At 53.6% G+C, this 20877-nt stretch carries 18 protein-coding genes; 7 read left to right on the top strand and 11 right to left on the bottom strand.

Annotation, left to right across the window (positions count from 1 at the left end; all coding sequences use genetic code 11):
- Position 1: 1 nt before the first annotated feature.
- The 6 genes from gspI to HBA55_RS17540 form a co-directional block, all read right to left on the bottom strand.
- Entirely contained in the window at positions 2-373 is a 372-nt protein-coding gene (gspI, locus tag HBA55_RS17565; protein WP_166994076.1) for a type II secretion system minor pseudopilin GspI, read from the bottom strand.
- Complete coding sequence (locus HBA55_RS17560) at positions 370-870, bottom strand: prepilin-type N-terminal cleavage/methylation domain-containing protein (protein ID WP_166994074.1); 501 nt, start codon at positions 868-870, stop codon at positions 370-372. Before HBA55_RS17560 ends, gspI begins: the two co-directional genes overlap by 4 nt.
- Positions 871-1323 carry a type II secretion system major pseudopilin GspG gene (gspG, locus tag HBA55_RS17555; protein WP_166994072.1) on the bottom strand — a complete coding sequence of 151 codons (453 nt, stop codon included), beginning with the start codon at positions 1321-1323 and terminating at the stop codon, positions 871-873.
- Between the two features lie 91 nt (positions 1324-1414).
- Positions 1415-2629: a type II secretion system F family protein gene (locus HBA55_RS17550; protein ID WP_166994070.1), complete on the bottom strand. Its 1215-nt coding sequence runs from the start codon at positions 2627-2629 to the stop codon at positions 1415-1417.
- 25 nt (positions 2630-2654) lie between these two features.
- Complete coding sequence (gene gspE / locus HBA55_RS17545) at positions 2655-4106, bottom strand: type II secretion system ATPase GspE (RefSeq protein WP_166994069.1); 1452 nt, start codon at positions 4104-4106, stop codon at positions 2655-2657.
- Positions 4107-4191: 85 nt separating this feature from the next.
- Positions 4192-4605 carry a VOC family protein gene (locus HBA55_RS17540; protein ID WP_166994067.1) on the bottom strand — a complete coding sequence of 138 codons (414 nt, stop codon included), beginning with the start codon at positions 4603-4605 and terminating at the stop codon, positions 4192-4194.
- Positions 4606-4857: 252 nt separating this feature from the next.
- Here HBA55_RS17540 and HBA55_RS17535 point away from each other — a divergent pair, with 252 nt between their 5' ends.
- Positions 4858-5889, top strand: coding sequence for an AraC family transcriptional regulator (locus tag HBA55_RS17535; RefSeq protein WP_166994065.1), 1032 nt, complete (start codon positions 4858-4860; stop codon positions 5887-5889).
- A 37-nt stretch (positions 5890-5926) separates the two neighbouring features.
- Here the strand turns inward: HBA55_RS17535 and HBA55_RS17530 are convergent, their stop codons facing one another.
- The 3 genes from HBA55_RS17530 to HBA55_RS17520 form a co-directional block, all read right to left on the bottom strand.
- Positions 5927-7060, bottom strand: coding sequence for an acyl-CoA dehydrogenase family protein (locus HBA55_RS17530; RefSeq protein WP_166994063.1), 1134 nt, complete (start codon positions 7058-7060; stop codon positions 5927-5929).
- Positions 7061-7071: 11 nt separating this feature from the next.
- Positions 7072-8301, bottom strand: coding sequence for an acyl-CoA dehydrogenase family protein (locus tag HBA55_RS17525; protein WP_166994061.1), 1230 nt, complete (start codon positions 8299-8301; stop codon positions 7072-7074).
- Positions 8302-8527: 226 nt separating this feature from the next.
- Positions 8528-9376, bottom strand: coding sequence for a helix-turn-helix domain-containing protein (locus tag HBA55_RS17520; RefSeq protein WP_166994059.1), 849 nt, complete (start codon positions 9374-9376; stop codon positions 8528-8530).
- A 123-nt stretch (positions 9377-9499) separates the two neighbouring features.
- Between HBA55_RS17520 and HBA55_RS17515 the strand changes: the two genes are divergently transcribed.
- The 6 genes from HBA55_RS17515 (at position 9500) to HBA55_RS17490 (ending at position 17430) form a co-directional block, all read left to right on the top strand.
- A complete protein-coding gene (locus HBA55_RS17515; RefSeq protein ID WP_166994057.1) occupies positions 9500-10273 on the top strand; it encodes an SDR family oxidoreductase in 774 nt (257 codons plus the stop codon).
- Between the two features lie 48 nt (positions 10274-10321).
- Complete coding sequence (locus HBA55_RS17510; RefSeq protein WP_166994055.1) at positions 10322-12127, top strand: acyl-CoA dehydrogenase; 1806 nt, start codon at positions 10322-10324, stop codon at positions 12125-12127.
- 1 nt (position 12128) lies between these two features.
- Entirely contained in the window at positions 12129-12587 is a 459-nt protein-coding gene (locus HBA55_RS17505) for a MaoC family dehydratase (RefSeq protein ID WP_166994053.1), read from the top strand.
- A gap of 34 nt (positions 12588-12621) precedes the next feature.
- A complete protein-coding gene (locus HBA55_RS17500; protein WP_166994051.1) occupies positions 12622-13539 on the top strand; it encodes an SDR family NAD(P)-dependent oxidoreductase in 918 nt (305 codons plus the stop codon).
- Positions 13540-13626: 87 nt separating this feature from the next.
- Entirely contained in the window at positions 13627-14808 is a 1182-nt protein-coding gene (locus tag HBA55_RS17495) for an acetyl-CoA C-acyltransferase (protein WP_166994049.1), read from the top strand.
- A gap of 252 nt (positions 14809-15060) precedes the next feature.
- Positions 15061-17430, top strand: a complete 2370-nt coding sequence (locus HBA55_RS17490; RefSeq protein WP_166994046.1) for a TonB-dependent receptor — start codon at positions 15061-15063, stop codon at positions 17428-17430.
- A gap of 115 nt (positions 17431-17545) precedes the next feature.
- Here HBA55_RS17490 and HBA55_RS17485 read toward each other — a convergent pair whose 3' ends face one another.
- Together HBA55_RS17485 and HBA55_RS17480 are read right to left on the bottom strand one after the other, a co-directional pair.
- Positions 17546-20299, bottom strand: coding sequence for a winged helix-turn-helix domain-containing protein (locus tag HBA55_RS17485; protein ID WP_166994044.1), 2754 nt, complete (start codon positions 20297-20299; stop codon positions 17546-17548).
- A gap of 22 nt (positions 20300-20321) precedes the next feature.
- A complete protein-coding gene (locus tag HBA55_RS17480; protein ID WP_166994042.1) occupies positions 20322-20855 on the bottom strand; it encodes a styrene oxide isomerase in 534 nt (177 codons plus the stop codon).
- Positions 20856-20877 lie beyond the last annotated feature (22 nt).

Raw genomic sequence — 20877 nt, 5'->3', positions numbered from 1 at the left:
ACTATTTCACCTGGAACATCGTTAATGCGGCTTCCGGTGTTGCCTGTTCACCGTAGACTTCAATCGTTTGCCGATACATGTTTTGACCGCTTGTGGGTTCTTCCCGATATTCCCAGTTCCAGTTTCCCTGTAGCAGCTCCTCTTGCCCTTTGCTTGAGAGTTCGCCGTCCTGAAAAGATGTCCACCCCTGGTGATAACGGTGAATCTCCATAATTTGGTTCCAGGCAACCGACTGAGCCAAAAACCGACTTTGCAATGTCGTACGCTGATCCACAAATCCACCAATCGCCATGGATGCACTGGTCAGCACCAGACTGACAATCAACAAGGCCACCAATGCCTCAATCAGTGTGAATCCCTTGGCCGATGTCACTGGAGTTCCTCAACTATTGAGAATTCTCCGCTGGTCCAATTGATGATTGCCAATTGGCTGTCATCATGAAGCTCTATGCTTCCAACGGGATCTATCACCCCCATGGGGCTTAACATCAAAAAAGGCTGAAGGTCACTATCGCCGGAGACCGACACTGACGGTGCTTGGTTTTCTCTCGCCTTCAGCCTGAGCTGCAGGTGATCGGCCACCTGCCAGGGGTCTAAGTGCGCGACTCGGTACCAGTTGCCGTTCAGGGGCGCGATTGCCACCAGAGCGTCGTCCGTCCGTGCAATGCCGCGGAAGGAACTCCCCAGTTGAGCATCGTCCGCAGCGGCCGCCAACCAGACCGCCAGCGTTTCGGCGCTGTTGTGTAACTGACGCGACGTTACCGATCGAATGCCCGCCACTGCAGCGGCGGCAAACAGCGATACGATAATCATGACAACCATGACTTCAACAAGGGTGAAGCCCCGGCTGGTTTGAGCGGGCGTGTTCAATTATCGGATATCCCAGTTGCCGATATCGGCGTTGACGTCTTCTCCACCCTGTTGGTCGTCCGCCCCGTAGGTGAAGACTTCAACCGGGAAACCATGGGAGCCGGGGTTGGAGTAGCGGTAGTCTTTTTCCCAGGGGTCCAGGGGCAGCACGTCAATGTAGGGGCCTCTCCAGCGCTTGGCGCTGGCGGGTTTGCTCACCAGGGCCTGGAGACCTTCTGCGCTGCTGGGATAGCGGTAGTTGTCCAGGCGGTACATCTTCAGGGCGCCCATCAGGCCTGAAATATCCACACGGGCCTTGGAGATGGCGGCGTCGTCGGCACGCTGAATGACATTGGGCACAACGATTGCGGCCAGCAGGCCGATAACGATGATCACGACCATAATCTCAATCAGGGTAAAGCCACGGCTTTTGTGCGGGTTGTGCTTGGGTGCTCTGTGTTGTTGACGAGTCATTGTAGTCCTGCGTGATATTCACTTTTGATCATGAGCACGCATTAATACTACAGTTTTGTGAAGCTTTTATGATCGTGGTGCCGTCGATGCCCTAGATCATTTTGTTCATGTCGAGGATGGGCAACATAACCGCCGCGACAATGGTCATCACGATGCAGCCAAGTAAAACAATCAGAATAGGGCCCAGAAACTTGAGGAACGACTCCGTGCTGTTCTTGAGGCGATGTGTGTAGTATTCGGCCACTTTGGTGAGCATGGTGTCCAATTCACTGGAAGCTTCTCCACTGCCCACCATATGTTGCAAAAAGCCTATTCCCACGCCTTGTTTTACCAGCGCGCTGTGTATACGGGAGCCCTGACGAACCTGTTCATTCACTGCGAGCATTTGCGAGCGCAGATGCAGGTTGGTCATGGTGGAAGTCGCAATCCGCAGAGCCGCCAAAGCGGGAACACCGCTGCCTAATAAAGTCCCTAAACTTCTAGACCAGTCGGCCAGGTTGGCGATCATGATCCAGCGTCCCATGACGGGAAGCTTCAATAGCCATCGGTGGAACAGTCGCCGATTGTTTTCGTCTCTCAGTTGCTGCCAGCTGAACGCTGCCATAGCGAGAAAAGCCAGCAACAGCCAGGGACCAAAAAATGCAAAAAATTCGCTGGTGGAAATAACCGCCCGGGTGATAAAGGGCAGTTCACGTTGACTGTGAACAAACACTTTGGTGATCTTGGGAACCACGAAGATCATCATTACCGCGACTACCACGGCAGAGAATACCAACAAGGTCAGGGGGTAAGCGATACCGCGCTTGAACGCCTGGCGATTCTCGGTGGACAGCTCCAACTCTTCCGCCGAGCGAATCAAAATGCTGTCGAGATGCCCGGTTTCCTCACCCACATGAACGGCCGCCATGACGTGTTCGGGAATATTGATGTCGCCGCGGTTCATCGCTTGCGAGAGGCTCTGGCCTTCGAGAATTTGCCTGTGCCAGGAGGCGATCATGCGTCGGGCTTTGCCTCCCTCGGCTTGATCTGTCAACAGTTGCAGGCTTTCCTCCAGTGGCAGCCCGGATTGAATCAAAACCCCCAGTTGCTGCAGCACCAGCGCCAGCTCTGCGGGGGAAATACCCCGACGCCACGACAGGCCAGTGGATCCGTTCCCCGCAATCGACTCAGCAACGTCGCTGATCTCGGACACCAGCAGTCCCTGCGATTTGAGTTTTTTGCGAGCCGCCTGCCCGCTGTCGGCAACCACCGAGCCCTTAGTGGCAGAGCCGCTGTGATCGTAGGCGATATAGTCAAACGTAGGCATGGTAGCTTTTTAAATGGGACGGCATTTAAATGCTGGTAACGCGCAGTACTTCCTCAAAAGAGGTTTTTCCCTGGCGCACCAGCGCGTAGCCCGACTCGATAATGCTTGGGGTTTGCTGGCGAATGTAGCGTTCCATTTCGCCTTCGCTGGTCTTGTCATGAATCATCTGCTGCAAGCTGTCGTCCACTTGTACCAGCTCAAACAAACCCAATCTGCCGGTGTAACCCGTCTGGTTGCAGGACTTGCAGCCTTTGGCCGAGTAGATCACATCGTCGACTTTGATGCCCAGTTTTTCCTGTACCAGAGATGAAGGGGAGATCGGTTCCTTGCAATCGTCGCACAGTTTTCTCACCAGTCGCTGCGCCAGAATACCGCGGATGGTCGAAGATAATAGGAAGCTGTCCACGCCCAAATCCTGCAGTCGCGTAATCGCACCCAACGCAGTATTGGTGTGCAGGGTTGACAGTACCAGGTGCCCGGTAAGGCTCGCCTGGGTAGCGATTTCTGCCGTTTCCTTGTCTCGAATTTCGCCGATCAGAATCACATCCGGGTCCTGTCGCAACAGCGCCCGCAGACCTTTGGCAAAGGTCATGCCCGAGCGCGTATTGACCTGGGTCTGGCTGATGCCCTTGAGATCATACTCAATGGGATCCTCAACCGTCATGATGTTGAGCAACTGTCGGTCCATACGTTCCAGAGCGGCATAGAGGGTGGTGGTCTTACCGGAACCGGTAGGGCCCGTCACCAGGATGATACCGTGGGGGCGTTTGACCAGCTCTTCCATATCGCTGCGAATGGTTTGATCCATACCCAGGTCATTAAGATCCAGATGGGTTGCATCCTTGTCCAATAGTCGCATCACCACCCGTTCGCCGTAACTGGAGGGCAGGGTAGAGACCCGCATATCCACCGCACGTCCGCCAAGGCGGACACTCATGCGACCGTCCTGGGGCAAGCGCTTTTCGGCGATATCCAGTTTTGCCATCACCTTAATGCGCGATACCAGTAATGGAGCAATGTGAACCGACGGGTTGAGCACACTGCGCAAAACCCCGTCCAGGCGGAAGCGAACCGCGGCGGAATCTTCGTAGGGCTCGATATGGATGTCCGAGGCTTTTTCTGACAGGGCCTCCAGAAAGATGGCGTTCAACAGCTTGATAACGGGCGCATCGTCCGTACCGTCCAGCAGATCGGCGTCGCGTTCCACCTCCCTAGCCGCCGACTCCATGTCGGCGAAATCGCCCAGGTCGGCCATGACTGATGCGGAGCCCTGGTGGTTGCTGCCATAAAACTCCCGCAGCTTGCCCTCAAACTCGTCCTTGGTCAGGGATTCCACTTGAGGCACACTTTGCAGCTGCCGGCGCAGCTGCATCAGCGCGCTGGCGCTGGTGTCCGGGCCGCTGTAGATAACAGAGTGCTGCTGGTCCAACAAAAGCTGGTGCTGGCGGGCAAAACTGAAGGGTAGGGGGTTTTCCATAGTCGGTAGTTACAAAGGTCGATATTTGCCATTTTGCTACCGAATGATGTCATTTTTGTGACAGGGGCCTGGCGAGGGAACAGCCTCACGCGATGATCATCTGCCGTCCTGAAATCGCCGGGTGGTACAATGGTTGCACCACATTTCCCGCCGGATCTTGGCAGTGAAAACTGCGGGCACCGTCACTGTGATCGTGGGGTTGATCCATCAGAGGAACGCCGGAGTCTTGCATAAACTGATACCAGGCCTCCAAATCCTCCTTGCAGTCGACGATAAAACCAAAGTGGTCCAGATACTGGCAACCCGCTTTTTCGCCGCTCTTGAGCCGCCCCAGTGACAGGTTGTCGTTGCCGCAGGTGAGGTATACGAGATCTTTACTGGCCCGGCGAAGTACTTTCATCCCCATCACATCCACGTAGAAGCGTTCGCACTCTTCCAGATTGGGTACTACCAGGGCCAGATGCCGCAGGCCATTAAATGCATTGGGTCGATCGGACATGTTGGCTTTCCGGATAAAAGTTGTCATTTGTGTCAGGTTTTGTATATCCTACTTCAGATCGTCCTTAACGACAACCGCCCCAGGAGCCATGTTATGTATTGCATTACAAGCTTCGAATATGGGCGTTAGTATGGGTACCCCGTTTATGGATATTTAGCGACTGCTTTGCTAGGCTGTACGGCTAGTTGCCTGACGCCCGTTTCTTATGACATTGTCGTCCAGTCTTGAGTCCAATTTTCTCAGTTTATTACCATGAAGCTGGGATACATTTACACCCGCTACTTACTGGTCCTGAAAGACGTATTGATTGCGGAAGGTGTGGATCCGGTACCACTGTTTAAAAAATACGAACTGTCTGACTCCCTGCTCGAAAATCCTCGAGGGCGAGTCAGTCTGTCGCGCCTGATGTATATCTGCCACGAGGCCATTGAGCTGATTGGTAAACCCTGGTTGGGATTGCTGATGGCCCGGCAACAACATATTGGTAATTTGGGGTTGCCGGGTTGGACGGCGATAACCGCCGAGACCGCAGAGCAGGTAATAGCCACTTATATTGAGTACCAGGACCTGGTCAGTCGCAATGTGCGAGGCCGCTCTCGACTGTATCGTCAACCAAAAGCCAATCACTTGGTCTGCGAGTTGTATTCGATGGCACCTTACAATGATTATAACTGTTTCAGCATCGATCACTTTCTGGGTACCTGCCAGCATCTGGTTTATCTGGTGACTGGACAGCAGGCAGTGATGCAGCGTGTCGATATTGAATACCCTGATATGGGCTACGGAGCTGAAATGGAAGCCTATTTTCAGTGTCCGGTGGTGTTCTCTGCGGACAGAAACGCGGTAGTGTATAGAGATTCGATCATGCAACTGCGTTCGCAATATGCCAACGTTAACAGTCACAACCAGGCTAGGGAGTTAGCTGAAAGGGAGCTGGCAGTGCTGAGGGGAGATAATCTCTTTAGTGAGCGTGTCACCGACGCCATTATGACCATGCTGACCGCCAGTCCGCCCAGCGTCGATGAGGTCGCGGACCAGCTTGGCATCACTTCCTGGACTCTGCGTCGACGACTTAAAAAAGAAAATACCCGCTTTCAGGATCTGTTGGATAAAACCCGGCAGGATCTGGCGCTAAGCTACGTCAGCGACAGCATCCACAGCTTTTCAGAAATCGCTTATATGTTAGGGTTTTCCTCGCCGGCGGCGTTCCATCGCGCCTTTCGTCGCTGGACGGGTGATGCACCCGGCGAATATAGAAAAAGCAAAGAAAACACTAAGGGTTAGAGACCGCAGAAGTGAATTTTCCGCGGTCATTTTTTCGCTAAAGGGGCGCGATCAAGCTGTTGGCTAACTGCTCACGTTGATATTCACCGTCGCCAAACAATGAGCGGTTATGCATCTGCCGTTTGAAATAGAGGTGTACGAAACACTCCCAGGTAAAACCGATACCGCCGTGCAGCTGTACCGCACGATTGGCGGAAAATGCTGCCATATCACTGGCCCGGGACTTGGCCATACGGGCGAGTATATCAGCCCGCTCAGGCTCTTCGTGATAGGCGCTGGCGGCGGCATAGGTCAAGGATTTAGCCTGATCAATCTCTATCATAACGTTAACCAAGGGGTGTTTGACCGCCTGGAAAAAACCGATAGGGCGTTCAAACTGAACGCGGGTGGTGGCGTACTCGGTGGTGGTCTGCAATAACCATTCGCCGGCTCCTACCATATCGGCGGAGGTTACTGCCAGAATGGCCGGCATTGCCTGGCTTATAGCTTCGCCACCTTTGCCGGGAGCGGACACTTCCACGGCATCCACATGATTGAATTCGATATGGGCCTGATCGCGGGTCAGGTCGATAATGCCGTCAGCGATAATGTTAACGCCGGTTGCGCTGGTGTTGACAACATACAATCCCACACCATCGTTGGATGCAGCAGAGACCACCAGTAAGTCCGCTTTGGAAGCATCCTGTACAAACCAGGCGCTGCCAGTGAGTTTGCCGTTGTCGATGCGAACATCAGTGTCTAGGGGTTCCCAGGAGCCTTTCTGATTGGTGATTGCCAGTGTGGCGGCCCTACCGTTGGCAATGGATTCCAGTGTTTGTTTAGCGGTATTGGTGCCACAGGCATTGAGTACAAAAGTACTGTTGAAAGTGGAAAGCAGAGGAGAGGGGAAGGCGGCTTTACCGACTTCTTCAGCCAGAGCCACTGCGGCAACCAATGGCATGCCAATTCCGCCACAGTCTTCGGGAATACAGACCAGGTGCCAGCCGAGTTCGCAGATGGCCTGCCACAGTTCCGGTTGCCATTTGTTTTCAATGGGGCGATGTATATCGGGATTGTTGGCCACCAGGCGGTGCAATTGATCGGGTGGACAATTATCGGCAAAAAACTTGCGCGCTGCGTCTCGCAGCATCATTTCATCTTCGCCGAAACCGAAGTTCTTTGATTGAGTCATGTGAATACCTTTTACTTGGTTTTCGGCAGGCCGAGAACCCGCTCGCCCAAAATGTTGCGCTGGATTTCGTTGGTGCCTGCGGCAATGGTCATGCCAAAACTGTTCATGTACGCCAGTGGCCACTGGCCGCCATCCAAAGCATTGGGGTCGTTGGTGTAGAGACTGCTGCCGATACCCTCAATGTCATAGCTCAGTTGGGCCAGATCCTGCGCAAACTCCGAGCCCAGCAGTTTGTGTTGCAAAGCCAAACGGGCAGGGTGGTCGTTCAATTCCGGAACACGCTGGCGCCGATCATTTTCTTTTATGGCCTGTTCACGGATTATCAGCTGCACCAGGCGATCGCGCACACCAGGGTCGTCCGCGGCCGGCTCACCGTTGCGATAGCTCTTCTTCGCCAGAGCAATCAGAGGCTCGGTATTGTACACATCCAGCTTTTCTTCGGTGTCCATGCCGCCGGCCTGGGGGATGACGATGGGGCCGGCACCGCGTTCGTGAGCCAATGTGGTCATGGCCACTTGCCAGCCATCCCCCACCTCGCCCAGGCGGTAGCGGTCATCCAACACCACATTTTCAAAAAACACTTCGTTAAAGCCGGTTTCGCCCGTCATCTTGATCAGCGGGCGCACGCTCACGCCTTCGGATTTCATGGGCACGACAAAATAAGACAGGCCTTTGTACTTGTCGTCCTTGCTGGTGCGACACAGCAGGATCATCCAGCTGGCGAAGTGTGCCATGGTGGTCCAGACCTTATGGCCATTGATGATCCATTCGTCGCCTTTGCGTTCGGCGAAGGTCTGTTGATTGGCGAGGTCAGAGCCGGCACCGGGCTCACTGAAACCCTGACACCAGATTTCCTCACCAGAGAGCAATTTGGGCAAGAGTTCACGTTTCACTTCTTCCTTGCCGTGTAGAAGGATCGGTGGTGCGGACATCCGCAGACCGATCAGGTTGGGGAAAAATGGGGTTTTAGCGGCCTGCATCTCCTGGTTGGCGATACGCTGGCAATCCGTACGGCCTCCGCCGCCATGTTCTGTGGCGAAGTCTGATCCTATCAGTCCTGCCTCATACGCTGATCGTTGCCAGGCCTGCAGCCATTCCAGTGCATGGGGATCGCTCAGCTCCAGCTCGCTTTGTGGCAGAGATACCGGCGGTTCGCCCGGGTGATTGTGTTTGAGCCACTGGCGGCAGTAGGCGCGGAACTCGGCTTGTTCTGGGGTATCTCTGTTCTCTGCTGTAGACATAATGATCTCGAAGAATTACTGATCCGTAGATGGTTTGAGGCAGGGTTATCCCGCCTGCATGGTCGTCGTTTCGGAGGAAGTTATTATTGCTTGAATCAGCAGAGCGCTATTATCTTCAGAGAACAATTCTTTATCCTGAAGCGATGCATTGCAGGCGAGCAAAATGAGGCTGTGATTGAGGAGATAATCACCTTTGAGGAGAGACTGGTAGGGGCACTCTGGTAGATCAGTAAAACAATAGGGGGTGCTTTAACTCTCCCTCAATCAACGGCGATAAATCCAAGCTCTCATCTTCGGGGTAAAGTGTATTCACAGTCAGCTGCGGTTCGGAAACATAGGCATTGGGCCCCAAGGCCCCAACGGTCTGACTGACACTGAAAAACCGGCGCAGTGCGCCGTCATACTCAACCTGAACCCGGAAGCTGGCCATGGGTTCGAGGCTGGCACCGCGCTGACGCCAGTCCTCGGGCACGTTGGGTGATGCCATTAATCTATCCAGCATCTCCTGATCTTTCTCATTACCACTCATCAGCACGCCCTGCTGCAGAGACATCAAAATCACTGAAAGAGTATCTTCCCAGCCACTGATAACATTGCCGGCCCCCTGACGACTGAACAGAAAGTCGAAATGGTTGCTGACCTCGTTGAGCGTTTCCTCGGGAATAATATTACGGTAGAAACCCACCCAGCCCCGGTTAACCATTAGGATATTGCTGGAGCCGTCCATCAGGGTGGCGGGGTAGGGGTCCAGTGCCCTAAGGGTCAAGGTCATGGCCTTGCGCAGCCATTTCAGTTCCGGGTCGTGGAAGTCCACGTTCTTTACGATGGGTGTAAATCCGGCGGATATCAACAGGTGGTTGCTGTCGCGCTCTCCCAATGACATTTCCTGGGCAATCTTCTGCACCATCGCTTTGCTGGGAAATACCCGACCATTCTCCATGCGGCTGATATGACGGGGAGAGGATTCAACGCTGTAGGCCAGATCTTCCTGGCTGAGCCCGCGTACCCCGCGCCAGAATTTGAGCAGACGGCCGAAAGGGAGCTCGTGTTTGGGGTCGGTATCATCGCTGGGCATGTGTCTCAGGGGACTCCTTGATTAAACCTGAACTTGACCTGGGAGGTCATGTTATCCCAGCGCTGCTGCGGCGACAATCTGGCTATAACGATATGAGTCGTGGATTTAGACGCAGGAGTAGTTATGAAAGATCTGTTTTCCGTCAGCGGCAAAGTGGCGGTGGTGACCGGTGGTTCACGGGGGATCGGGGCCATGATTGCCCGGGGATTTGTGGAGAATGGGGCTAAAACCTACATCACGGCTCGCAAGCTCGAGGAGCTGCAGGCGACGGCTGGTCAATTGTCTGAACTGGGGGAGTGCATCGCCATCCCGTCAGATCTTTCCACGCTCGAGGGGATCAAAGCATTCACCGCAGAGCTGCAGGAGCGGGAGTCACGGATTGATATTCTGGTGAACAACGCCGGTGCCACCTGGGGAGAAAAGATCGACGATTTCCCGGAGAGCGGCTGGGACAAGGTGATGGATCTGAACGTGAAATCACCGTTTTTCCTGGTTCAGCAACTGCTACCAGCGCTCAGAGAGGCGGGTGATCCGCAGGATCCGGCCCGGGTTATCAATATCTCCTCGATTAATGCCTATGCCAACCCCGGCATGACCAACTACTCCTACTCCGCCAGTAAAGCGGCGGTGGTTCAGATGACCCGTCATCTGGCCGCGGATCTGGTTAAAGATCATATTAACGTCAACGGCATAGCCCCGGGGCTGTTCCCCAGCAAGATGACTGCTTTTGCTTTGGAGGCTGACGAAGAGGGAATGGGAGCCGCCATACCCCGTGGCCGTATTGGTACTCCGGAGGACGCGGCTGGCACCGCCATTTACTTGTGCTCCAGAGCATCTGCGTGGGTGACGGGGCACACCCTGCTATTGGATGGCGGCGTTCTCGCCAACGCCGGCTAAAGAATACCAATCAGAGCAAGAACAAATCTATTACTACGAGGTGAAATAATGGCCGCACCCCTGATGAGTGAACGCGACTTGGAATTTATGCTCTACGAGCTGTTTGATGCCGAGTCCCTGACCCAGCGTGAGCGCTATGCCGATCACAGTCGCGAGACGTTTACCGCGGCGATGAATACCGCAAAAACCGTCGCCGAGAAGGTTTTCCTGCCATTCCGTCAGAAGGCCGACAACGAGCAGCCTACGTTTGATGGCGAAAAGGTCCACATGATCCCCGAGATCAAGCAAGGTATTGATGCCGTTATCGAGGCAGGCCTGGCATCTTCAACCGCTGACTACGAACTTGGCGGCATGCAGCTGCCAGGAATCGTGGCCAGTGCTGCCAGTTCCTTTCTGACGGCTGCCGGTGGTGTGGCTTTGGGCTATACTGGCCTGACCAACGCCAATGCCAACCTGATTGAAGCTCATGGCACGGCTGAGCAGATTCAGCAATGGGTGGTGCCCATGCGCGAGGGCCGCTTTGCCGGTACCATGGCCATGACCGAACCCGGTGCGGGTTCCGGCCTGGCGGACTTGACCACCACCGCAGAGAAAGACGCCGATGGCAACTACCGTATCAGCGGTAGCAAAATTTTTATCTCCGGCGGCGATCATGAACTGAATGATAATATCGTGCACCTGGTGCTCGCCCGCGTGAAAGGTGCACCCAAAGGTGTGAAGGGTATTTCCCTGTTTATTGTGCCCAAGTTTCTGGTGAACGAAGACGGCTCCCTGGGGCCTCGCAACGACGTTGCCCTGGCGGGTTTGTTCCATAAAATGGGCGGCCGCGCCCAGACCTCGACGGCCTTGAGCTTCGGTGAAAAAGACGGTGCTATCGGCTATTTGGTCGGTGAGGAAAACAAAGGCCTGAGCTATATGTTTCATATGATGAACGAAGCTCGGATCATGGTGGGTACCGGAGCCGCAGTGATTGCCAATGCCGGTTATCAGTACTCACTGGATTACGCCAAAGAACGTCCGCAGGGTCGTTTGTTGTCGGAAAAAGATCCACAATCCCCAGCCGTAAATATTATCCAACACCCGGATGTTCGCCGCATGCTGCTGACCCAGAAGGCGTATGCAGAAGGTGCCTATGCCCTGTGTCTGCTGGGCAGCCAATTGGCCGACGATGAAAAAACCGCAGAAACTGAAGAAGAACGCAAAGCCGCGCACACCCTGCTGGACTTCTTGACCCCGATTATCAAAAGCTGGCCTTCCGAGTTTGGTCCCAAGGCCAACTACCATGCCATTCAGGTATTGGGCGGACACGGCTATATCAACGAGCACCCGGTGGAAATGTTCTACCGTGATAACCGATTGAATCCGATTCACGAAGGTACCACGGGTATTCAGTCGCTGGATCTGCTGGGACGCAAGGTGCCGATGAACAACTTTGCCGGTTACACCGCGTGCCTGGCCGAGATGCAAAACACCATTGAGATTGCCAAAAAATCGGATGCTCTTGCCGGCTATGCCGAACAGTTGGCAGTGGCAATTGCCACCCTTAAGGACACCACCAAAACTGTGCTGGGTGCCACCCAGTCCATGAATATCGATGCGGCCTTCTCCAACTCCGTGAAGTACCTGGATATGTTTGGTCATGTGGTGATTGCCTGGCTGTGGCTGAAGCAGGGCATCGTTGCTAACAACGCGCTGGCCAGGCAGCCACACGAGGCGGACGAACACTTTTATCGCGGCAAGCTGCAGGCGTTGCAGTATTTCTTCCGTATTGAGTTACCCGAAATTAACCACTGGGCCAAGGTTATCTCCGACCTGGATACCACCAGTTACGATATGCAAGAGGAGTGGTTCTAAGATGAAAATCGTATCCCGCGAAGAGTTTTTGAACAGTGCCGGTCAGCAGTTGGAAAGCTCCGATTGGTTTACCGTTACCCAGGATCAAATTGACCAGTTTGCCGAGTGTACCCACGATCACCAGTTTATCCACGTTGATCCCGAGAAGGCCAAGGCAACCCCGTTCGGTTCTACCATTGCCCACGGCTTTCTGAGCCTGTCCATGCTGTCCTACTTTGCCGAGTCCTTTAACCTGGTGGTGGAGGGCGTGTATATGGGCGTTAACTACGGCTTTGACAAGGTGCGTTTTATCGCCCCGGTTAAAGTCAATAGCCGTATTCGTTGCCACGCCAAGGTCATCGATGTGGTCGAGAAGAATCCCGGCCAATTTATGATGACAACCGACGTTGAAGTGGAAATTGAAGGCAGCGACAAACCCGCTCTCAAAGCCGAGTGGATCGGCATGCAGATGGCCAAGTAAACGTTATTTACCGCTAATTTAAGAGATTAATACCATGTCTATTTCATTTGAAGGCCAGGTGGCCATTGTTACTGGTGCAGGTAATGGCCTGGGCCGTGCTCACGCACTGGAGCTGGCCAAGCGCGGCGCCAAGGTGGTGGTCAACGATCTGGGCGGTGCCCGCGACGGCAGCGGCGCTTCATCCGAAGCCGCGCAAGAAGTGGTTCGTATCATCGAAGCGGGTGGCGGTGAAGCTTTCGCTCACGGTGCCAACGTTGCCAAGTTTGACGAAGTCCAGGACATGGTGCTGCAGGCCATGGATAAGTGGGGCCGCGTCGACATCCTGATCAACAACGCCGGCATCCTGCGCGATAAGTCTTTTGCAAAAATGGATCTGGCGGATTTCCAGCTGGTGATGGATGTGCATTTGATGGGCTCGGTAAACTGCACCAAGGCCGTGTGGGATATCATGCGCGAGCAGAACTATGGTCGTATCGTCATGACGACTTCCTCAAGCGGTATGTACGGAAACTTCGGCCAATCCAACTACGGTGCGGCCAAGATGGCGGTATTGGGTTTGATGAATACTCTGGTTTTGGAAGGCGCCAAGAACGATATTCGTGTGAATGCGCTGTCGCCATCCGCCGGTACCCGTATGACCGAAGACCTGATTCCCGAGGAAATCTTTAACATGATGACGGCGGAGTCCGTGACCGCCGGTGCGCTGACGCTGTGTCACCAGGATGCCCCCAACCGCATGATTCTATGCGCCGGTGCCGGAGGTTATGCCAGTACACGCCTGTTTGAAACTGACGGCGTGTTCCTGCCTGTGGAGCAACAAACACCTGAAGATGTACTGGCCAAGTGGGACGGTATTTGCGACACCACCCAGCAGGCGGAACTGGAAGCCGGTTCCAAGCAAACCGAAAAATTCCTGACCAAGGCCATGGCCTACGTTCAGTCCCAGCAGTAACTGGTTATTGCTCTTGATCCCGTCCGGCCAGGAATTTTATTCGTTTGTCCTAAGCCGGGCTTTTTTCAATCAGTTTAGGGTTTTACTATGAAAGACGCAGTTATTGTTTCAGCGGCTCGTACACCAATCGGAAAAGCTTACCGCGGCGCATTCAACAATCTGGAAGCGCCTTCTCTGTCTTCCGTGGCGGTGAACGCCGCGATCGAGCGCGCCGGTGTTGACCCGGCGGAAATCGACGATTGTATTTTTGGTGCCTCCATTCAACAGGGCACCCAGTTTGCCAACCTGGGGCGTCAGGTGGCCATGGCTTCCGGGTTGCCCGTCAGTGTTGCCGGTATGACCATCGATCGCCAGTGTTCTTCCGGCCTGATGACCGTTGCCACCGGAGCCAAACAAATTACTCAGGACGGTGCGCCCATTGTGGTTGCCGGCGGCTGTGAGTCCATCAGTCTGGTGCAGAACGAGCATATGAATATTCATCGCCTGGTTGACCCCAAGGCGGTTGCCCATGCGCCCAATATTCATATGCCCATGCTGGATACCGCCGAAGTGGTGGCCAACCGCTACAACATCACTCGCGAAGCCCAGGATGAATACTCTCTGCAATCGCAAATGCGCACCGCTGCCGCCCAGGAAGCGGGTAAGTTCGACGATGAAATTGTACCGGTCACCGCCACCAAACTGGTGATGGACAAGGAAACCGGCGCAACCAGCGAGCAGGAAGTGACCCTGACCCAGGATGAAGGCAACCGCCCTAACACCACCCTGGAAGGTCTGGCGGGCTTGAAGGCGGTTCGTGAAGGCGGCTGTATTACCGGTGGCAATGCTTCTCAGTTATCTGATGGTGCCGCGGCGGTTGTGATGATGGACGGCAAACTGGCCGAGCAGCGCAATCTGGAACCTCTGGGTGCCTATCGTGGTATGGCGGTAGCCGGCTGTGAGCCCGACGAAATGGGCATTGGCCCTGTGTTCGCCATCCCCAAGCTGCTGCAGCGCACCGGCTTGAAGATGGACGACATTGGCCTGTGGGAACTGAATGAAGCCTTTGCCTGCCAGGCCATTTACTGCCGTGACAAGCTCGGAATCGATCCGGACAAATACAACGTCAACGGCGGCGCCATCTCCATCGGCCATCCCTATGGCATGAGCGGCACCCGTATGGTCATGCACGCGCTGATGGAAGGTAAGCGTCGCGGCGTCAAATACGTGGTGATTACCATGTGTGTCGGCGGTGGTATGGGGGCTGCTGGCCTGTTCGAAGTGCTGTAATCGCTTGGGGCCAGCCGCGCACAGGGCGGACTCTGTGGCTGGCCCGTTATACGGCCAATTTTTGGCCGTATCTCACCTCTCTCTGGGTTCCCTGTACCCATCCAAACTCCAATTTCCCGCGTATACCTGACGACTTGCCGGAATAGGTCTATCCTCAAAGGATAGGTCCGGGACGGATGAGGTGCAGACTTTCTCTGTTTTCGGAGTCAATACCCCCATGATAAACAGGTTTTCAACCAGGGGAGATGTCTTATGCATATTCTGTACAAACGCCGCTATCTCGCTATCGCCATTGCCGCTGGCTGTCTCAACGCTGCGCCTGGATCTCTGGCCCAGGGTTTTACAGAGGAGGTTGTCGTTACCGCCGCCAAACGGCAGCAAACTCTCCAGGATATTCCCATTGCCGTATCGGTAACCTCTGCGGAGACGATAGAGCAGGCCGCCATTGTGGATATCAACGATCTGCAATCGGTTGTTCCCTCGCTGCGGGTGACTCAGTTGCAGTCATCCAATAATACCAGCTTTGCCATACGGGGCTTTGCCAACGGTACCAATAATCAAGGTATCGAATCCTCGGTGGGCATATTTATCGACGGTGTTTATCGTTCCCGAGGCGGTGCCGCCATCTCAGATCTGCCGCGTCTTGAACGGGTTGAGGTGCTAAGTGGCCCGCAAAGTACGCTGTTTGGCAAGAACGCCTCGGCTGGCGTGATCAGCGTTGTGACACCCGCTCCATCCGGTGAAACGGGGGGATATATTAGTGCGGGGATATCAAACTATAGCGGCTACAGCGCTTCGGGGTTGTTCGAGAGTGCTATTTCCGACGATCTCAGTTTCGACATCTCCGCGCATACGAACGTTCGGGACGGTTACTTTGATAACTCCTTTGATGGCAGCGAACAGAATGAGCGTGATCGCTGGGGCATTCGTGGGCAGTTGTACTTTACACCCACAGAGTCCACCAGCATTCGGGTCATTGCCGATTACGACGAAATCGATGAGGTGTGTTGCGGCACCACCAATCTGTTAAGTGGCCCTACTGAGGGCGCGGTCAGATTTGTCGGGGGGCAGTTGGTGCCCAACGATCCGTATTCTCGTGATTCCTATCTGGACGTAACCCCATTTAACGAAATCGAAAACGGCGGCATCTCCGTTCAGTTGGATATTGAGTTTGACGATTTTACGTTTACCTCCATAACAGCGCAGCGTATGAGTGACGTCTTTAAAGACGTGGATATTGATTATACAAGCGCCGATTTGTCTTCCGACGGGCAGCAGGACCTTGAGCTGGACACCTTTACCCAGGAGTTTCGCCTAACCTCGAACGGGGAAGGAAGTATCGACTGGATGATTGGTGCCTTCTATTTTCAGGAAGATCTGGAGTTTACCGACAATGTAATCTGGGGTGACGACGCGCGTGGTTATTTTGATGCATTGGTTGCCGGCCTGGGGGCACCAGGCGCACTCAGCGCAGCAGAAGCCGGCTTTGGATTTCCCGCGGGAACCTTCTTTGCGTCGGGAACCGGACTGCTGGATGCGATGACACAGGATGATGAATCCTATTCGTTCTTTGGTCAGGTGGATTTTCACCTCAGCGAGGATCTGACCGTTACCATGGGACTGAATTACACACAGGCGGAGAAAGAGGTAGAAATTTCTCAGATCAATACCAATACGTTTGCCTTTTTGCCTACGGAATTACTGGGTGCGCTTGCACCGTTGCAGTTATTACCCCCAATCGTTGCCTTGCCTAACTCTGTTGAGGACAACACCACCGATGATGATGACATTACCTATACACTGAGGCTGGCCTACAATCTGACCGAAGAGATCAATGTATACATCAGTACCAACACGGGCTTTAAGGCGAGCTCCTGGAACCTGTCGCGCGATACATTGCCCAATGAAGCGGACCTCGCGGCGTTAACCGCCGCCGGTTTAACAGCCTGCTGTGTCAATTTGCAAACGGGGCAGAGGTTTGCCGGCCCGGAAGAGTCAACGGTCTATGAAATTGGCTTGAAAGCCCAATTTGAGCGTGTTTCTGTCAATATTGCGATTTTTGATCAGGAGATTGAAGGGTTTCAGTCCGCCATTTTTAATGGTACCGGCTATGATTTGCTGAATGCGGGTAAACAATCCACGGAGGGGGTTGAGTTCGATGTGGTTTACTATCCTGTCGATCCATTAAAGCTCACCTTTTCAGGGATTCTGCTGGATCCTGTGTACGACTCCTTTAAGACGGGAACCAACGCCGAGGGTGTGCCTGATTTAAGTGGTGAGCAGCCGGCGGGTATTCACGAAGTCAGTCTTTCTCTATCAGCAACCTACTCATTCCCGCTCGGCAGCAGTGAGGCCTATATCAGGGGAGACTACCAGTATGAGGATGAAGTCCAGGCAGTGGATAATGTGGCTGCGAGTCTGGCTTCCCGTGAGGTGAAGTTGTTCAATATGAGCGCCGGCATGACAACACCGGATGGCTGGGACTTTTCTGTCTGGGGCAAAAATCTGACCGATGAGGACTACTTGTTAACCGCGTTTCCGACACCGGCTCAGGAGGGCAGCTTTAATGGCTATCCCAACCAGCCGCGTACCTATGGACTGAGAGTCCGGAAGAATTTCTGAACTTCCTGATTCATATTGGGAGCCACCATGATATGTACAAGTACATCCTTGTGGCTCCCAATTGGTTCCTTAAGCCCCAACATTTGTAATCCATTTGAACAGGATACAATGTTCTCTAGTTAAGTTTCTGTGCAAAGGCGATCGCTTGAATTCTGTTTTTGACACACAGTTTTCCGTATATATTAGAAAGATGCCACTTTAAGGTGGGAAGGGATATAAACATGGATTCAGCCAGCTCTTTGTTGGTCATTCCCTTTTCCAATTGCTGCAAAATGGCCTTCTCTCGTTTAGTCAGTTTTTCGAAGAGTTGATTCTCACTCAGGGCCGTGTTCTCCAGGTCTTTGCGACCGTTATCTTCAATTCCTGCGACGTCGCTTAGTCGATTGAGAAACTCAGATATATCACGGGAGTCAGTCTTTCTGAGCGTCTGGTGTCCCTTGATGAGTTTGGGTAGAAGCGATTCAAGGTGTTGATATTCGTCAATAAAAACACTGATGTTATCTTCTTTGGCCGCCATTTCCACGGCCTGCTCCAGGCTTCGCAGTGCCCTTAATTCCTGATCGCAGTCGCAGAGTATTTTGGCATTTAATATCAATAAGGTGATCAACACCCCATTGACTTCGTTTGCCCGGCATTTACTGATAAGTTTCTTGGTCGCTTCCAGGGTTTTTTCCGACTGCCCCTGAGCAATCTGCAGGCGTATGATAAAGGTTTCGATGAGTATGGACTCATAAGGTGATGCATTCTGAATTTCACCATGTTCATCGAAGAAATCGAAGTTGCTGAGGAGCGACTTCGCCGCATCGATGTTGTGTCGTTGCAGCAGTAGCCGGCCTCGCTCCATAGCCAGGGCGGGTTCTATGTTGTTGATACCCATCTTGCGTCCGAAACGTTCTCCGTCGATCAGGACTGCTATTGCCTGATCAGCCTTCCCGCTTCTTTCCAACAGGCGTGCCTTGATGGTGTAGCCCGCGATCAGCGTGTCCGCCAGGCCATGGTCCTCGATATAGAGGAAGCCTTTGTCCAGCAGTTGGTTCGCCTGTTCTATCTCATTGAGATCATAATAAACCTGGGCAAGTCCGACGCTGAGCATGGCCCTGGCATAGCTGTGTTCGCCCATGCTGGTGATGGCCTGTTGCAGCGATTTCTCCAAAACCTCTCGGGCTTCTTTCTGGTACCCCTGGCGCATGCAAACCAGGGCGTAGATGCACTCCATCCAGGACACGCCGTATTCCGATTGGCAGAGGTGGAATTCCTTGTTGGCTTCGGTGACAGCTTGTCGGCAGAGTCCAAACTCCAGGGTGTGAAGGCAGGCGGCGCCGAGAGCGCCAAGTACTGTGCCCCGCTCAAATTTAGGTGCATCTCTCCATTTTTCCAGCCAGTTCGTGCTTTTTCGCCGAGCCTCGGTGATTCGGCCAGATGAAACGTCCTTGACCGCATCGAGCATTTCCAGGCTGTAATCGATGTATTTCTGGTCTTCGCGGCTAAACAGGTCTTCGGCATTGCATCTCTGAAATTGGCGAAACTGGTTGGCGGTTTCTTCCGCGAGGCTGAATTGATGAGTAAAGGTGAGAGACCAAATATAACACACCAGAATGGCGGGATTTCCATAGAGGTATTCCTGCGGGAGATCCCGTATCCAACTGAACAGGATTTCGTGCTGCCCCTGATTCTGAACCTGGGCGCTGGCGTGCCGGCTGATCAGCCGTGTTGCGCACCTGTAGTTTTTCGCTTTTAGGTAGTAGTCAATGGCTTCAACCGTATGGCCCTTGTCCTCAAACCATTGCGCCGATTTTTGGCAGAGCTGCGGGTAGAGTTCCGGGTTGAGAGCCTTGAGCTCGTGGGTCAACAGTTCTCGAAACAGATGGTGGTAGCGAAACCAGTGGCCGGCGCGATCCAATGCGAAGACAAAGGAGCCAGTTTTTTGCTGTTCAGAGATAATAGCGGCTGCCTCGAGATCGTCTGTGAGTAAAGTGCACAGCTCCCCGTTGATCCGTTCCAGGACAGAGGTACGCAGCATAATATTTTTTTCCCGGTCGTCCAGGCTTGCTATAACGCAGCCGCCCAGGTAATTGACAATGTCTCGGTCCGTACCGGAGAACTCCCTGACAAATTGATTCGGATCATCTTCCTCCCGTATCGCCAGCAACGCCAGTTGCAGGGCGGCGATCCAACCTTCGGTCTTTTGATAGAGTAGCTCGATCGACAGCTCGTTGAGTTGAGGCGTTCTGCCGCTTAGGATGTAGTCTTTGCATTCAGCGAGGGTGAATCTGATGCGGCTGGAGCTGATCTCCACGAGGCTGGATTTTGCTCTCAGAGCGTGGATGCTTTCTATTTCCGGTATCGTTCTGCCACCAATAATCAGCGCCATATTATTCGGCATCATTTCGAGCATCCAACCAACAAAGTCGAGCAGCTTGTTGTCGGTGATAACATGGAAGTCGTCCAGCATCATGGTAACCAGACGATCACTGGCGGTAATCTCGTTAAAGAGAATTGTCAGATGTTCTTTGGGGCTGGCGTTGACATGCAATTCCAAAGGCGATAATTCAAACAAATCATCCCGTCGGGAGATGGCCTCGTTATAGCTGCACAGCAGGTAGTTGGAAAAGGTATCCAGATTGTTGTCATTGGTATCCAGGCTCAGCCAGCTGACGATCTCACCGTAACTTTCACGGCTTTCCATTAACTGGTTCATAAGGGTGGACTTGCCGTAACCCGCGGGTGCTGCCAGCAGGGTGAGCTTGGCGTGTTTACCCTGGTTATTGAGTTCGCGCACAATATCCGTGCGGGGAATCAGCGAGCCGACGATCCGCTGTGGTTGGAGCTTGGCCGTCAGAATGTCTTTTCGATGCTGGGCTCTGGCCATGGTTGCATATCACATCTGCGATTTAATCAGCACATCCCGATATCGACAAATTCCTGGCTTTTCGGAATGACGCTACCATCACCACGGCGGTGGCGAAAATCGTGAGTAGCATGACCGAACCACCGCTCAGGTACGCCAAAATACCCGCCAGGTCGGATTCGCCGTACTGGTTACTGTGAAAGGATACACCACGATTGGCGGAAAAGTTAGCAGCCCAATAGAATACCGTGTTACCCCAGCCGGTGAGGACAAAGGACCAGTATACGAACTGTGTCAGTCTGGCGGACATCGGTACCTGGGTCAGAATGATCGCCATGGCAATCATTAACAGTCCATTGGTGAGTCCGCCCACGTGGGTGGATTTCCAGCCCCTTACGGTGCCGGGAATATCAGTGGGTATATCAAGCAAAGGCCAGGCGATGACTCCGCCGGCCATAGAGAATACCAACAGCAGTGCGGCAATCAGGCCGATCAGCAGTACAGCGCTGCCGTGGGCAAAGAGCAATGTTTGATAGCGTCTTACTAAGTGTTGGTGCCGCTCGTTTGTATTGTTCATAACCTGGCCTATTGATTTAGTG

Source organism: Pseudomaricurvus alkylphenolicus (assembly GCF_011683955.1).
Classification (GTDB): Bacteria; Pseudomonadota; Gammaproteobacteria; order Pseudomonadales; family Cellvibrionaceae; genus Pseudomaricurvus; species Pseudomaricurvus alkylphenolicus.
Note: the sequence above shows the minus strand (reverse complement) of the source record. Positions and strands in the feature narration are given on the sequence as shown.